This is a genomic window from Enterobacter soli ATCC BAA-2102, assembly GCF_001654845.1.
Lineage (GTDB): Bacteria > Pseudomonadota > Gammaproteobacteria > Enterobacterales > Enterobacteriaceae > Enterobacter > Enterobacter soli.
Genome location: NZ_LXES01000044.1, coordinates 38969 through 53041 on the forward strand (window position 1 = coordinate 38969; position 14073 = coordinate 53041).

Annotated in this window: 15 protein-coding genes; 9 read left to right on the forward strand and 6 right to left on the reverse strand. The window is 49.3% G+C overall.

What is annotated here, in order from left to right; genetic code table 11:
• Positions 1-103 precede the first annotated feature (103 nt).
• Both M987_RS16205 and M987_RS16210 read left to right on the forward strand, forming a co-directional pair.
• Positions 104-2269, forward strand: coding sequence for a type I secretion system permease/ATPase (locus M987_RS16205; protein ID WP_014070185.1), 2166 nt, complete (start codon positions 104-106; stop codon positions 2267-2269).
• A complete protein-coding gene (locus M987_RS16210) occupies positions 2266-3441 on the forward strand; it encodes an HlyD family type I secretion periplasmic adaptor subunit (RefSeq protein WP_014070186.1) in 1176 nt (391 codons plus the stop codon). The genes M987_RS16205 and M987_RS16210 overlap by 4 nt, the downstream gene beginning before the upstream one ends.
• 36 nt (positions 3442-3477) lie before the next feature.
• Here the strand turns inward: M987_RS16210 and M987_RS16215 are convergent, their stop codons facing one another.
• Positions 3478-4362: a hypothetical protein gene (locus M987_RS16215; protein ID WP_014070187.1), complete on the reverse strand. Its 885-nt coding sequence runs from the start codon at positions 4360-4362 to the stop codon at positions 3478-3480.
• Positions 4363-4673: 311 nt separating this feature from the next.
• Between M987_RS16215 and M987_RS16220 the strand changes: the two genes are divergently transcribed.
• The gene (locus M987_RS16220; RefSeq protein ID WP_014070188.1) at positions 4674-6137 is read left to right on the forward strand and encodes an EAL domain-containing protein; all 1464 of its coding nucleotides are present in this window, start codon (positions 4674-4676) and stop codon (positions 6135-6137) included.
• 129 nt (positions 6138-6266) lie between these two features.
• Here M987_RS16220 and M987_RS16225 read toward each other — a convergent pair whose 3' ends face one another.
• The gene (locus M987_RS16225) at positions 6267-6539 is read right to left on the reverse strand and encodes a hypothetical protein (protein ID WP_014070189.1); all 273 of its coding nucleotides are present in this window, start codon (positions 6537-6539) and stop codon (positions 6267-6269) included.
• Between the two features lie 123 nt (positions 6540-6662).
• On the reverse strand, positions 6663-7166 hold the full coding sequence (locus M987_RS16230; protein ID WP_014070190.1) for a DUF1543 domain-containing protein: 504 nt from the start codon (positions 7164-7166) through the stop codon (positions 6663-6665).
• Between the two features lie 454 nt (positions 7167-7620).
• Here M987_RS16230 and M987_RS16235 point away from each other — a divergent pair, with 454 nt between their 5' ends.
• Positions 7621-8196 carry a TetR/AcrR family transcriptional regulator gene (locus M987_RS16235; protein WP_014070191.1) on the forward strand — a complete coding sequence of 192 codons (576 nt, stop codon included), beginning with the start codon at positions 7621-7623 and terminating at the stop codon, positions 8194-8196.
• Between the two features lie 50 nt (positions 8197-8246).
• A complete protein-coding gene (locus M987_RS16240) occupies positions 8247-8723 on the forward strand; it encodes a nuclear transport factor 2 family protein (RefSeq protein ID WP_014070192.1) in 477 nt (158 codons plus the stop codon).
• Between the two features lie 346 nt (positions 8724-9069).
• On the opposite strand, the gene M987_RS16245 is transcribed toward M987_RS16240, so the two are convergent.
• A complete protein-coding gene (locus M987_RS16245; protein ID WP_014070193.1) occupies positions 9070-9384 on the reverse strand; it encodes a PTS sugar transporter subunit IIB in 315 nt (104 codons plus the stop codon).
• A 332-nt stretch (positions 9385-9716) separates the two neighbouring features.
• Between M987_RS16245 and M987_RS16250 the strand changes: the two genes are divergently transcribed.
• Positions 9717-10199 carry a glutathione peroxidase gene (locus M987_RS16250; RefSeq protein ID WP_014070194.1) on the forward strand — a complete coding sequence of 161 codons (483 nt, stop codon included), beginning with the start codon at positions 9717-9719 and terminating at the stop codon, positions 10197-10199.
• 86 nt (positions 10200-10285) lie between these two features.
• On the opposite strand, the gene M987_RS16255 is transcribed toward M987_RS16250, so the two are convergent.
• Positions 10286-11155 (reverse strand): LysR family transcriptional regulator, encoded by an 870-nt coding sequence (locus M987_RS16255; RefSeq protein ID WP_014070195.1) that lies wholly within the window; start codon positions 11153-11155, stop codon positions 10286-10288.
• Positions 11156-11282: 127 nt separating this feature from the next.
• Between M987_RS16255 and gstA the strand changes: the two genes are divergently transcribed.
• The gene (gene gstA / locus M987_RS16260) at positions 11283-11888 is read left to right on the forward strand and encodes a glutathione transferase GstA (RefSeq protein ID WP_014070196.1); all 606 of its coding nucleotides are present in this window, start codon (positions 11283-11285) and stop codon (positions 11886-11888) included.
• 99 nt (positions 11889-11987) lie between these two features.
• On the opposite strand, the gene M987_RS16265 is transcribed toward gstA, so the two are convergent.
• On the reverse strand, positions 11988-12464 hold the full coding sequence (locus M987_RS16265; protein WP_014070197.1) for a GNAT family N-acetyltransferase: 477 nt from the start codon (positions 12462-12464) through the stop codon (positions 11988-11990).
• 86 nt (positions 12465-12550) lie between these two features.
• Between M987_RS16265 and M987_RS16270 the strand changes: the two genes are divergently transcribed.
• On the forward strand, positions 12551-13483 hold the full coding sequence (locus M987_RS16270) for a LysR family transcriptional regulator (protein WP_014070198.1): 933 nt from the start codon (positions 12551-12553) through the stop codon (positions 13481-13483).
• Between the two features lie 102 nt (positions 13484-13585).
• Positions 13586-14002: a cell envelope integrity TolA C-terminal domain-containing protein gene (locus M987_RS16275; RefSeq protein ID WP_014070199.1), complete on the forward strand. Its 417-nt coding sequence runs from the start codon at positions 13586-13588 to the stop codon at positions 14000-14002.
• The last annotated feature ends 71 nt before the right edge of the window (positions 14003-14073 follow it).

Here is a 14073-nt window from a genome sequence, read left to right on the forward strand (position 1 = left end):
CAAGATTACTTTGCGGGCTCGTTTAGAGAATGTTCGATTTCTAATCATTGCGCAAGGGTATCATTTCAGTGCGAAATCATCGCCCTGAACAGGACGTAGCATTATGAAGACACATCCACAGTACGAACCCTGGTTGCAGGGCATGCTCATTATCGCGAAGCACTATCGGCTGGATTTTTCGGCGGAGCATGTTCGGGTCACGATTAACCATGAAAGTCAGTCTCCCCGCCAGCTGGTGCTGGAGGAGATGGCGCGCCAGCTTGGGCTGGGGATGCGTATGGTGACGGCTGAAGCTGTATCGCTCGATCCGTGGCGTTTGCCGCTGCTGGCGGAGTTCATCGGCGGGCAAATCGCGGTCATCAACCGTATGGACAACGAAGGGAACGTCAGCCTGCAGTTTAGCGGCGACGGAGGCCTGGAAACGACGCTGACGCGTGAGGAACTTGGTTCGCGGTTAAAAGGGCTGATGGTATTGCGTCCGCTGGAGTCCACACCGGATGCGCGCGTGGATGATTACATTAAACCCTATGAGAAAAACTGGTTCTGGCAGCTGGCGCTGAAGGACTGGCGCCGCTATAGCGACATTATGCTGGTGGCGCTGGTCGCCAATGTGCTGGCGCTCTCCGGCATGGTTTTTTCCATGCAGGTGTATGACAGGGTAGTGCCCTCGCAGTCGGAGGCTACGCTATGGGTGCTGTTTGGCGGCGTGATGATTGCCATCGTTTTTGAATTCATTATGCGCATGATGCGGGTGCATATTTCGGACGTGGTGGGTAAACGTGCCGACCTGCGTATTTCCGAGCGCGTATTTGCCCATGCTCTGAGGATTAAAAACGGTGCACGGTCGAAATCGACCGGGTCGTTTATCGCTCAGATCCGGGAGCTGGAGTCGGTGCGGGAGCTGATCACCTCCACCACTATTGCCGCCATATCCGATCTGCCGTTCTTCCTGCTGTTCGTCTTTATTTTGTGGATGATTGGTGGCCCGCTGGTGTTGGTGGTACTGCTGGCCGTGCCGCTACTGCTTATTCCTGGCCTGCTGGTGCAGCGCCCGCTGGGAAAACTCTCCAGTGAAGGGATGCGTGAATCGGCGATTCGTAACGCCACGCTGGTGGAAGCGGTGCAGGGCCTGGAAGACATCAAGCTGATGCGTGCCGAACAGCGTTTTCAGAACCAGTGGAATAACACCAATGATGTTGCCGCCAGCGTCGGCATGAAGCAGCGCTGGTTGACGGGGTTACTGCTGACCTGGACTCAGGAAGTGCAGTCCATCGTCTACGCGGTGGTACTGCTGGTGGGTTGTTATCTGGTCATCAGCGGCGACATGACCACCGGTGCGCTGGTGGGAACCTCCATTCTGGCGTCCCGCACCATCGCGCCCCTTTCGCAGATTTCCGGCGTGCTCTCCCGCTGGCAGTCGGCAAAGGTGGCCCGCAAGGGGCTGGACGATCTGATGCAGCGCCCGATAGACGACCCACAGCATGGCAAAAAGGTGCACAAAGCCCACCTGCGTGGTGATTACCAGCTCGACGACGTCGGGTTTTATTACGACGAAGAAGAGAAACTCACCGTGCTGAACATCAGCAAACTGCACATTCGAGCCGGGGAGCGCGTGGCGGTGCTCGGGCGAAATGGTTCGGGAAAAAGCACCTTACTGCACCTGCTGGCGGGAATGCAGGAGCCGCAGCAGGGCAGCATTTTGCTGGATGATATCGCGCTGAATCATCTGGACCCGGCGGACGTACGTCGCGATATGCAGTTGCTCAGCCAGCAGGCGCGGCTGTTCTTTGGCTCCGTACGCGACAACATCCTGATGGGCAACCCGTTGGCGACAGACGAGGAAATTCATCAGGCGCTGGTCAACAGCGGCGCACTGGAGTTTGTGCGTAAGCAGAAAATGGGGCTGAACTACATCATCAACGAAGGTGGTGCAGGGTTATCCGGCGGGCAGCGTCAGGCGTTATTGCTGGCGCGCGCGTTGATCACGTCACCAAACATTCTGCTGCTGGATGAACCCACTGCCTGGCTGGATGAGGTTAGTGAGAAGCAATTTATCCAGCATCTTCACCAGTGGCTCGGCAAGCGCCGGACGCTGGTGGTGGCGACGCATCGTCTGCCGATTCTGGACCTGGTTGACCGCATCATCGTCCTGGAAAACGGCAAAGTGGTGATGGATGGCCCGCGTGACGCCATCCTGAGCCAGCACGGCATGGCGCCGCAGAAAGCTCCGCAGCGTACCGTCACCATGAAAAAGGAGAGCGTGGCATGAATGATTTCTCCCGCTTTAACAGCCGTCTCAAAGAGCCGCGCCTGCCGCGCGCCACGCTGGTGGCATGGTCCCTGTTTGCTCTGCTGGTGGTCTTTATCACCTGGGCGAGCCTGTTCGATCTCGATGAAGTGACCACCGGCAGCGGGAAGGTGATCCCGTCCTCCCACGAGCAGGTGATCCAGTCCCTGGAAGGGGGGATTATCCACAGTCTGATGGTGCGCGAAGGCGATATCGTGGAGCGTGGTCAACAGCTTGCCCAACTGGACCGGACGAAAACCGAGTCCAGCGTGCTGGAGAGTGAGTCTCGATTAAATGCTGCAATGGCGACGGCCGCGCGTCTGAATGCTGAGGTGAACGACACGGAACTCAAATTCCCGGCAGAACTGGATGACGACGTTGAGCTGGTCAAACAGGAAACTGCGCTTTTTCAGTCACGTCGAGAAAGTCTTGAAAAAGGGCTGGCGGGTTTACGCCAGGGAGCGGATCTTGTGCAGCGTGAACTGGCATTAACGCGTCCGCTGGTGACGCAGGGAGCGGCCAGTAAGGTCGAAGTCTTACGCCTTGAACGCCAAAAAAATGAGCTAGAGAGCAAAATCACCGAGATGAAAAACCAGTACTACGTTCGCGCCCGTGAAGAACTGGCGAAAGCGAACGCAGAAATGGAAGCACAGCGCTCGGTCATGAAAGGGCGTGAAGATTCTCTGACTCGCCTGACCTTTAACGCGCCGGTCCGCGGGATAGTCAAAGATATTGATGTCACCACGGTGGGCGGGGTCATTCCTCCCAACGGCAAACTGATGAGTCTGGTACCGCTTGATGACCAGATGGTGATTGAAGCGAAAATCTCGCCTCGCGATGTGGCCTTTATCCATCCCGGGCAAAAAGCGATGGTCAAAATTACGGCCTATGACTACTCAATCTACGGCGGGCTGGAAGGGGAAGTGACGATGATTTCACCGGATACCCTTCAGGATGAGGTGAAAAGGGATGTTTACTACTATCGCGTTTACATTCGCACCGACAGCAACCATCTGACCAATAGGCAGGGCAAGGAATTCCCGGTGTTCCCGGGCATGATAGCCACCGTTGATATCAAAACGGGGAGCAAAACCATTATTGATTACCTGCTGAAACCGTTGAACAAAGCGAAAGAGGCATTGAGGGAAAGATAAAAAAAATGGCGTTCAGTTAACCGAACGCCATTGTTGTTATACAGTGGGTATCATGCTAGTGACTGGACGTTTTTCTTTGGGAACAAAGTTGATGTAATGAGTCACATAAGCAAAATATAACCCGGAATAATTTTCAACAAGCTCAATAAATGCCGGGTAGATCGACATACGACCATCACCCCGAGCTTTAAGATAACCCATCTCTTGTGCCGATTTGATTATCCGATTGACATGAATACGTGAGACAAAAAACTCTTTTGCAAGTGTGCTCGATGAATAATCAATTGTGGCGCCGTGTGCTGTTTTGTTTTTAATAGCTTGTAGGTAAAGATACAACATAATCATACGGCCTCCATCTTTATCAATAAACAAACCTACCTCAGGTAAAATCTTTTTGAACGTTACACCGCGAAAAAGATATTCTGCTGCACGGCGGAAGAAATTATTCCTCAATAAATCATTATCTAACATGTTAACGTTTATATTAAATGCTGGGTATAAAATATTCACGGGCGAAAACGCGCCAGACATATAGCGTTTAAGTTCATCTAATCCTTTTTGCGTTGGTTCGATAATTGTTTTTCGTCTATCTTCTGTACATCGCCAGGTCTTAATGCGTCCCGTCGTTCGAAGTAATGTGATGATTGCGATAACACTGTTAGGACTGGCGATTTTGTATCGCGAGCATAACTCCTTTATCTCTGAAACCGATTCGGCTTGATTGCCGAATATAAAACAACACATTGAGAGAATAATATTGAAACGAGATTCCTGTAGCATTGTTTTATAAAACAAAGGTTGTTTTTTGTAGATGGTGTCATTAATGGTGTAGTGCTCTATTATTGCTTCGCTAAATCGTGGGTTGCTCTTAATAACTTCCCTTCGATGTAGCAAAGCCCTGGATGAGATGTGATTATCCATAGCGTTTCTCTCTTATTTTAACGAACTGATGAAGTGAAATAATCCGTCTTCTGTTCGGCCCATTATTATACATCGATAATGAAATATTTACCGTCGTTATTTGAAAGGATTATTATATTTATGCTGCGTATAGGTGCTGGGGTTGATTAACGCAAAGATGTTCTGTCTCATAACGTTAATTACTGTTTATAAACTGTTGGGAGTGCTGTAACATTATTTATTATAACGGGTTAACTTCAGCGTTGTAGTATTCGTAAATCGACGGTTTTATTCTGCATGAGAAATCGTGTTCTTTTACCAGGGAGCAGGTTATGGCCCATAATAATATTTGCAAAAGTGCTGCTCGTTATGAGCAAGAGTTTGTCATATCAGCCTGCGGTTTCACATTCCAGGGATACAGCCTGTTACTTGAAGAGCAGGGCGTAAAGGCGTCTCATATCCAGTTTGATGGTGAGGAGGTTAGCCGCCATGATATTGAAAATATCATTTTAAATCAATGTAGTGTGATTTCTGTTTTTCTTGGGAGAGACATTGTTAACCTCCTTGAGAGCCTCAAGAAGCTTGCTTCGGTTCTCAATGAACTGCCGGTATTAAAACGCGTCACGCTTTACGGGGAAATACCGGACAGCTGGCTGCTGCGTACGCTTGGAAGCCTTCTGGACAATAAACTCAAATTATCCATGATCCGGGTAGCCAATATTTCGGACATTATGGCGTGTATTAACGATAACTCACTTGCGGTAAAAAATTGCTCTCGTCCATTGTGCGAGACGTATTCTGGACTCACCTCTAAAAATATATTGAAAGGGTTAACGAAGCGAGAGTTGGATATTTTGCTCAATTGCTATCGTGGCATGACTGTGAAAAAACAGTGTGAAGTAACAGGCTTGTCGGATAAAACAATTTATACCCATAGAAAGGAAGGCTTAAAAAAATTACATCAAATTCAGCTGTGGTTGAGCGATCTTACAGCCACCAGAATGGAAAACGTTATAACCCGGAAAAATGAAAAAAATATACTATCCAGCCATGAAATGGCGATTTTTAATGCCTTACTTAACAAAGAAATATTCCCGGCGTATCAAGTTATTACCGATCGCTATAAAAAGGTTGTAGGCTTTGAAATTCTTTTGCGCTGGAATAAAAATGGAAAGATCCTGAAACCAGCAAGTTTTTTACGTGATATTTCAAATGTTGAAATCTGGCTTAAACTCACCGCGTTGGTTATCCATGCGGCTATATCAGGTATTAATAAATACAATGGGAAGTACTATTTTTCGGTGAATATTCCTCCGCAACTTGCCTCCGGTAATTCGCTGCCAGGTATGGCAAAAAAAGCCACTGAAATGTTGTCTAAATCGCTGTGGTCAGAAAAACTGGTGTTTGAGTTTGCTGAATCCATTGATGTTACGAAAGATAGCGCGATCGCCAAAACGATGCAGCGCTTGCGTAATACTGGCTGTCGACTATTTTTGGATGACTGCTTTTCAAGCCATTATACTATGTTTCCCGTGCGTCACATTCATTTTGATGGGCTGAAACTCGACCGAGATATCGTGGATAACTTTGTTGCCAATGACAATGATTATAATCTTATTAAAGCGATGCAGTTTTATAGCGATATAACGGGAAGAGACTGCATAGCAGAAGGTGTCGATAGCAAAGAAAAATTTGATAAACTCGTCGATTTAGGTATTAAAAACTTTCAAGGTTATTATCTTTCAAAAGCGGTAAGAGAAGATGAGTTGGATCGTATGGTAAGGTTGTTCAGTTGATGAAATAGCTATTCCGGTGGCAGGGGAAATCCATAGCCATGCTATAAGCCCACCCGATGAGATAGATTTGAACTCTAATAACCATGGCTAGTTTGCAGGGATACTTATAGCATGAATTATTAAAAACATTTACCGAGATAAAATAAGTGCCACGACCAGGCTAATCACTAAAACAGCACAGTAGAAAAAGATATTCCCTGAGAATTCAGAAAGCGTGTTCAAGTGTTCCTGACCTTGTTTGTTTAGTATTTGCAGTGCATTTTTTTCGTTTTCTGCATCTATTGTATAAGGATATCGGGTAAAACCATTAGCTTTCAGGTTCTTAGAAATATCACGCGTCAATTGCTTCTTTATTATTACTTTGGACTCATCGCCTTTGATGAAGATTACATAGCTGTTCATTTGCATTTCCTCTGCCCCAAAAAACATAATGTAACCTTTGTAGGGTTATCTGTTGTAGCTACTGTTTTAGGTAAGTCCGCTCCGTGCCAGGAGCGGACGTCCGCCGGGTTTATGTTTATGGTGTCAGACACCTATCGGTTGATAACCTTGCCATTCTGGTTGATCACGACTTCCTGAATCGCATGGAATCAAATTAATAAAAAACTCACCAATTTTTTCAAGTAGTAGGCAATCGTCTACATCCTTCAGGTTATCTTTATGCTGATGGGCCGTAGCACATAGCAGTGTCTTTAATGCTTTTATTTTGGCCTGTTGGGCATTTTCGGCCACAAATAAATCGAACTCGTGTAACTCAGCAAGCGTATCAGACCTGTAGCCGCCCGCATTGACGAAAAATAACTTGTTCGCTGAACGAGAGGGCTCAGTGGAAAGAGTGATGGAATAACCATCAGCCCAGGTGATACGGCTATAACCGTCGATATGGATTTTATCTTTATCGCCAAACCATACATCGCGAAGGACGGGCCAAGCGTCTTCTGGTTTGTTTGCAGCGACAAACTGAATATCATGCACCTCAATATTGGATTTGCCAGCGTTACCACCGATATAAAACATATATAGGTTCATCAATTATCTTCTTCATGTGTGAATTGCGTTATATATTTCACTATATAACGTTTCGTACTGCAATCCCAGAAGGGATAATGCTGAGTTTATGCATCAGTGCGTTACCCTCCGAACAATATTTGCCTTTCTCCTGTAGCTTCTTTAACACTGCTAGCCATGGGCATCGGTTGCAAGCAGAAGGCCCGCTCCTCGCTCACAGCAGACCTTGTGGCACTCCAGGCATTCCGCTTTGTGCCAGGAGTGGACATTGTCCATGGGTCAGTCAGGCAGGTTGACTGGAGACAGATTATCACCTGATAACGTGCTTAATACCCGCAAAGTTAATTCCAGGAAGTAAAATCTCACCCTTTCAACAGATTGATTTAAATATTTTTTTTAATTTTTATCCCGTCGTTATCAACATTCTGCAAAACAAGCGCTTGACCAGGTAGAACGATCGTTCTACCTTTAGCGCATGAACAAGAAGCCAAGTGATACACGAGAAAAAATCCTCGCCACCGCTGAACAGCTTATCTACCAGAACGGAATCCACGCCATGGGCATGGATCTTCTGGTGAAGAGTTCCGGCGTCGCAAGGAAGAGTATTTATCGCCATTTCGCGAACAAAGAGGACGTGGCATCTGCCGCGTTGAATGAGCGTGACGAACGGTGGATGCAGTGGTTTAAAAGCGAGTCTGATAAAGGCGAAACGCCTCAGGAGCGCATTCTGAACATGTTTACGGTTCTGAAAAGCTGGTTTGAGTCTGAAGGCTTCCGGGGCTGTGCCTTTATCAACACTGCCGGGGAGGTGGGAGATCCGGACGATCCCGTTCGCCAGATTGCGAAAATGCATAAGCAGAAACTGCTGGATTACGCGCGAGAACTCTGCGGGCAGTTAAATATCGAACGCCCCGATGTTCTGGCCAGGCAACTGCTGGTGCTCGTGGAGGGGGCGATTACCACGACATATGTGATGGGCGATCGGAACGCCGCTGACGACGCCCGGGACGTTGCAAAAATTTTGCTGGAACGGGCCTCTGCCGGGGCCTGAGTAACGAAAATTTCTATTACCTGTAAACCGAAAATGACTGGGGTTATACCATGACTGATACACAAGTACGCCCGCCGCTTCCGCCATTTACACTGGAAACCGCTATCGAGAAAGTCCGTCTGGCTGAAGATGGCTGGAATTCCCGCGACGCGGCAAAAGTTGCGCTGGCTTACTCGCTGGATACCAAATGGCGTAACCGTGCTGAATTTGCAAATAATCGTGAAGAAGCTGAAGGGTTCCTCGCCCGTAAGTGGAAAAAAGAGCTTGAGTACCGCCTCATCAAAGAGCTGTGGGCGTTTGGCGGAAACCGCATTGCCGTCCGTTACGCATACGAGTGGCATGATGACTCAGGTAACTGGTTCCGCTCTTACGGTAACGAAAACTGGGAATTTGAGGCCGACGGCCTGATGAAGCGTCGTTTCGCATGTATCAATGACATGCCTATCAAAGAAAGCGAGCGCAAGTTCTTCTGGCCGCTGGGGCGTCGTCCTGACGATCATCCGGGCTTATCTGATCTGGGTTTGTAAGCCAGTGCGTTATCCCGCAAAAGCCTCACGACTTCATCACAAGTGATCATTCAATGCAACGTGATGGGGCAGGCGGCGTTAAACTTCTGAAGTCAGCAGAAAGCACTTTGACGTCTTCAGGTCCGCACTTCGCTGTGGGTTCAGCGGGTTGATGCAATGTTATTCGACGTCAGAAAACCCCATATCTCTCAGCCAGATGCCGTGGCAAACGTCATTTTACAGGCCGTCAACTCGCTGAAATAATCGATTGACGAATAAAAGAAAGGGAACAGTAAACACTGCTCCCTTTTTATTTTTATATCATAACGTTATGACGCAATTTCAATGTTCCCTACGGCCTTGGGTGTCAGGCCGCCAGTTCTGGCATCTGTGCCATCACAAACGCTAAAACTTTTTCCGCATCGAGTGAGGCATAGGCCAGGCTTTCAATCACAGCAATAGGACGAGCGTCTCCAACGGTTGCTTTAATCTCAGCGGCCTTATACTGAATATGCGGGGCAATGAGAAATCCGTCGAAAGCGGGCGCCACGCTGGCAAAATTATCCAGACCCACCGCACCCACAATGAGAGGATGCCCCTTGTTTTCTGCCAGTAACTGTATCTTTTTGGCGAGAGAATTTGCTGTGTTGCCAAACAAACAACATATCAGAAGCTTTTTCATATTTTTACCTCCTGAGAATTATTCACAGGATATGACTCGCCAGATTTATAAAATGAGCGTCACCTCATATTTGTATGAAGAATCGATAAGGGTATTAATGAATTCCCTGTGAATGACAAAATTGAGTTATCTCGTTGTTTCGTTGCGTGGGAAACACGCACAACCCACTTTATAGTGGTTAGCCCAAAAGAGAGGGTCAAAGGGTGAGGGGTTGTTGTTCTTTTCGTTCGACTTTGCAAAGATGTAACACACACTATTTCAGACCTGCTCTGACAGCAACACGCTAAGTTGCCAAGTCGATTTCGAACGGATTCTGCTTTGAGGAGCCCGATATGACCACCTTCCATCAATTTTCAGCCACCAGTCTGGGCGGCCAGCTGATTCCAATGGCCGACTACGCGGGCAAGGTCGTTCTGGTCGTGAATACCGCCAGCCAGTGTGGCTTTACGCCGCAATATGCCGGCCTTGAAACGCTCTACAAGAAATACGCTGCCCAGGGGCTGGTGGTACTGGGTTTCCCCTGTAACCAGTTCGGCAAACAGGAGCCCGGCAATGCCGATGACATCGCGCAGACCTGCCACATCAACTACGGTGTGAGCTTCCTGATGTTCGAGAAAGTCGAGGTCAACGGAACCGCGGCCCATCCGGTGTTTCGGTATCTGAAAAACGAATTACCCGGTGTGCTGGGCGGGCGAATCAAGTGGAACTTCACTAAGTTCCTGATCGGGCGCGATGGTAAACCACTTAAGCGTTTTGCCCCGTTCACCACGCCGGAGAAAATGGAAGCCGCCGTTCTTGCCGCACTTGAACTGTAAACAGCAAACGGTCAGCGGTTTTAAACGTCAACGTCTCCGACGCAACCCGCGCTGATTCTCTGCTCAACCATGCCAAGTCGTAAACCTCATTTACCCAGACCGTTGAGTAGCGCCTGCGTCGCAGCAGATGCATTTCCCGACGGCGAACAAACCAGTCCAAATTCACGATACAGGGCAGGGGCAAGGGGGACGACACACAGACCGTGCAACGTCTCCGGCAGGGCTGATTCAGGGACAAGTGCGACGCCCATACCTTCTCCAGCCAGCAAGCAGGCACTGACCCAATCGCGAACTTTTACGCGCACGTCAGTTAACTGTAAGCCAGCATTTTCCATCAGGCTTTGCCCATTCACTAAACACCCTCCGGTGGCAAGAATAAAGGGCTGGTCTGCCAGTTCTTCTAGCGTTATGCCGGATGTTTTTGCGAAACCTGCCAGAGGATGGCGAGCCGGCATTACCGCGACCCAGGCATCTTTTCCTAAAACAACCTTTGCGCGCCCAGGCGCAGGGTTCATGACGACCCCAAGTTCAACCGTGTCTTGCGCCAGCCACACCTCAACTTCCTCGTCCGTGCCTTCCAGGATCACCACCTCAATACCGGGATAGAGACGTTTAAAGTCCCGCAATAATCTGGGCAAAAATGTGGCGGTTACTGAGGGAAAACTGGCCAGGCGAATGCGTCCGCTGTTTAGCTCCCGGTTCTCGTCTGCCAGCAAACGGATCGCATTCAGCTGCAATATCATGCTCCTTGCATGTGCGACAACCTGCTCGCCGAGGGCTGTGACGCCAATATTCCGCCGCTCACGTGTAAAGACAGAAAACCCAAGGGAAGCCTCCAGCTGGGCGATAGCCTGGCTGGCACCTGATTGCGTCATGCCAATTTCCTCCGCGGCGCGCGAAATATTGTTGGCATCCGCGACTGCAACCAGTAAGCGCCAGTGCAAAAGATTCATCATGAGTATCAGTAGCTCAGCTAATAGTTAAATTATGAACAATTAATTTTACAGCAAGATTCTCATTAAGCAGAGTGTTTCAGAAACGTATTAAGCATCGTTAAAAAACATTCAATTCAAAGGAGACACCATGAGACTCTATTACGCCCCTGATACCTGCTCACTTTCACCACACATTGTGTTGCGCGAACTGGAGCTTGAGTTTGTACTGGTTAAAGTGGACAACCGGAGTAAGCGCACCGCTGACGGTCGCGATTTCCTGACCATTAATCCTAAAGGTTATGTCGCAGCACTTGAACTTGACGATGGAGAGGTACTCACAGAAGGTCCGGCGATTGTGCAGTATCTTGCAGATCTTAAAGCGGAAAGCGGGCTGGCTCCGCGAGCAGGCTCCTGGGATCGGGTACGTCTCCAGGAATGGCTTAACTTTATTACCAGCGAGATACATGCGGGCTCGGCGCTGTTATTCAATTCCTCGCTGCCCGACGAGGTCAAATTGATTTATCGCGAAAAGCTGTTCCGGCGGTTCAATTTTCTTGAGGATCAACTCAACGGTAAAACCTATCTGATGGGTTCGGCGTTCAGTGTTGCTGATGCCTACCTTTTCACGGTGCTGGGTTGGTGTAAATTCTTCGCCATCGACCTGCAAGGTTGGCCCGTGCTATCAGCCTACATGGCAGGGATCCATGCGCGGCCTGCGGTGCAGGCTGCATTACTTGCTGAAGCGTCTGATTAAAGTAACCCGCGGAGTACCGGGCACCGTTTTGTGTGCCCGTACATGAACGCTATGGTAGCAGGCCCGCCGATTCAGTGGGTGAGTCAGAGGGGGATGTATTTACCCTGCAAATTTGAGCAATGCTTCGCCATCAAGGCGATAGCGAACCCATTCAGATTGCGGCAGCGCGCCGATGCTCAGATAGAAATCAATGGCTGGCTGGTTCCAGTCCAGAACACTCCATTCCAGGCGGCCACACTGGCGCTGTACCGCACATTGCGCGATGTTTTTCAGTAACGCGATTCCCGCGCCCTGGCCTCGATAATCCGGGGAAACATACAAATCTTCCATATAAATACCGTTACGACCAAGCCATGTTGAATAGCTGGTGAAGAACACGGCATATCCCACGGCTTTACCTTCACTCTCAGCGATCAGCGCTTCGGTTTTACTGCCTGCGGCGAAAAGTGTTTCCCGGATCTCGTCTGGCGTGGTGACAACCTCTTGCGGTGCCTTTTCGTACACGGCCAGCTCATAAATCATATCGTAGATTGCGGTTGCATCTTCCGGGCGGGCCTGACGAATTGTGATGCTCATGAGTTTTCCTGTTTGTTCTGCTTTATGTTGATGGGGTTAAGCATAAGGGTTATCGTCAGAAGAATTAAGTGCAATGAAATCAACAAATGATGAATATTATGCATCCAACTCTGAGGCGTCTTGATTTAAACCTTCTTCCTGTTTTTGACGCGATTTACCGCCACAGCTCTGTGCGGCTGGCCGCGGATGAACTGGCGATGAGCACATCGGCGCTGAGCCATGCGCTGTCGCGTCTGCGTATTACCCTCAACGATCCGTTATTTTATCGGGAAGGCCATCGCATGTGCCCCAGTGTGTATGCCACCCAGCTTGCGCCTGCGATTGCATCGACACTGAAATTCCTCAATCACGAGCTGACGCCACAGCCGGAATTTGAAGCCTCTGTGAGCACGGAGTCATTACAAATTGCGATTACCGATTTCACCGCGTTTTGTATTTTCCCGGCGCTGATGCACAAGTTGCAGCATGAGGCGCCAGGTTTGCGCCTGGAGTTATGCTATTTGCCGCATAGCCCGGCACTAACGGAACTACTGGCGGGGGAAGTGGACCTGGCGCTTGGGTTCAGCACGTCGGATGATATCCGCCACCCGGAACTGGATGAGATAAGCTGGTTTGAAGATGAGTATGTCGTCATTAGTAATACCAGCCGGACACAACTGACGCTGGAGGATTATCTCGCCGCCCGCCATCTGGTGGTGACGCCATGGAATGAAAAGCAGGGCGTTCTGGATCTACAGCTCGAGCAGATGGGGCATACCCGGCAAATTGCTATCAAAACCCCGTCGATGCTCAGCGCGCCGTTTATCGTTGCCCAGAGCGATCTGCTGATGGCAATCCCGCGATATGCCGCTGAGAAGCTGGTTCCGGCAACGGATATCCGGATTTTCCAGCTGCCGTTCGCAATCCGCCCGTTTGAAGTGAAGATTTATTCACATAAACGCAGCGGTAAGCGAGGCGTGACGAACTGGCTGAAAGCGCAAATGCACATGCTGGCTGATGAGATCCATTCAACGCAATAACGGGAGAAAATAGCAAATAACCCAAACGTCACTAAATTGCCAGCCTGACGGTAGATGAAGATTGCTTCAGCGCGGCGATTGCGCAGAAATAAGGGAAAGGGGATGAAAAGGCTTAGTTCGAGTACAAGGGTGAAGACAATCGTGATGCTGGCCGTAGTAGCCAGCATGGCAACAGGGTGCGCACCGTTACACCCGTCAGGATGTCATAAGACCACGGCAACGGGTAGTTGCGGTTCTGGCCGCTGGGATGACAACGATCAATGGGGGGCGCAGGCGCGGGCAATCAGAGATGCAGTCAATGCCAAAATTGATGATCCGCAACGCTGGAAAGGGAAGAAATGCCGGCTGCATCTGGCGTTTGCCAAAGATGGAACGGCGTTAAGCATATCAACCAGCAACGGCAATAAAGCCTATTGCGAGGCCGTACTATCGGCTGCACAAAAAGCACAGTTCCCGGCCTTTACCAACCTGGACGTTTATCGGGATTTTCAAAAATCCGGCTTTGATATGCAGGGTTAGTTATTAATTAAACGGCAGCAGTGACTCGTAACGCCCCGGAGGCTGCACAAGTTAATAAACCTTCAAATTAG

Bases quoted from the DNA above. Each gene is read 5' to 3' on its own strand.
- M987_RS16215 (WP_014070187.1), bottom strand. From the start codon at position 4,362: ATGGATAATCACATCTCATCCAGGGCTTTGCTACATCGAAGGGAAGTT.
- M987_RS16250 (WP_014070194.1), top strand. From the start codon at position 9,717: ATGACCACCTTCCATCAATTTTCAGCCACCAGTCTGGGCGGCCAGCTG.
- M987_RS16275 (WP_014070199.1), top strand. From the start codon at position 13,586: ATGAAAAGGCTTAGTTCGAGTACAAGGGTGAAGACAATCGTGATGCTG.
- M987_RS16230 (WP_014070190.1), bottom strand. From the start codon at position 7,166: ATGAACCTATATATGTTTTATATCGGTGGTAACGCTGGCAAATCCAAT.
- M987_RS16210 (WP_014070186.1), top strand. From the start codon at position 2,266: ATGAATGATTTCTCCCGCTTTAACAGCCGTCTCAAAGAGCCGCGCCTG.
- M987_RS16220 (WP_014070188.1), top strand. From the start codon at position 4,674: ATGGCCCATAATAATATTTGCAAAAGTGCTGCTCGTTATGAGCAAGAG.
- gstA (WP_014070196.1), top strand. From the start codon at position 11,283: ATGAGACTCTATTACGCCCCTGATACCTGCTCACTTTCACCACACATT.
- M987_RS16265 (WP_014070197.1), bottom strand. From the start codon at position 12,464: ATGAGCATCACAATTCGTCAGGCCCGCCCGGAAGATGCAACCGCAATC.
- M987_RS16225 (WP_014070189.1), bottom strand. From the start codon at position 6,539: ATGAACAGCTATGTAATCTTCATCAAAGGCGATGAGTCCAAAGTAATA.
- M987_RS16205 (WP_014070185.1), top strand. From the start codon at position 104: ATGAAGACACATCCACAGTACGAACCCTGGTTGCAGGGCATGCTCATT.
- M987_RS16255 (WP_014070195.1), bottom strand. From the start codon at position 11,155: ATGATGAATCTTTTGCACTGGCGCTTACTGGTTGCAGTCGCGGATGCC.
- M987_RS16240 (WP_014070192.1), top strand. From the start codon at position 8,247: ATGACTGATACACAAGTACGCCCGCCGCTTCCGCCATTTACACTGGAA.
- M987_RS16270 (WP_014070198.1), top strand. From the start codon at position 12,551: ATGATGAATATTATGCATCCAACTCTGAGGCGTCTTGATTTAAACCTT.
- M987_RS16245 (WP_014070193.1), bottom strand. From the start codon at position 9,384: ATGAAAAAGCTTCTGATATGTTGTTTGTTTGGCAACACAGCAAATTCT.
- M987_RS16235 (WP_014070191.1), top strand. From the start codon at position 7,621: ATGAACAAGAAGCCAAGTGATACACGAGAAAAAATCCTCGCCACCGCT.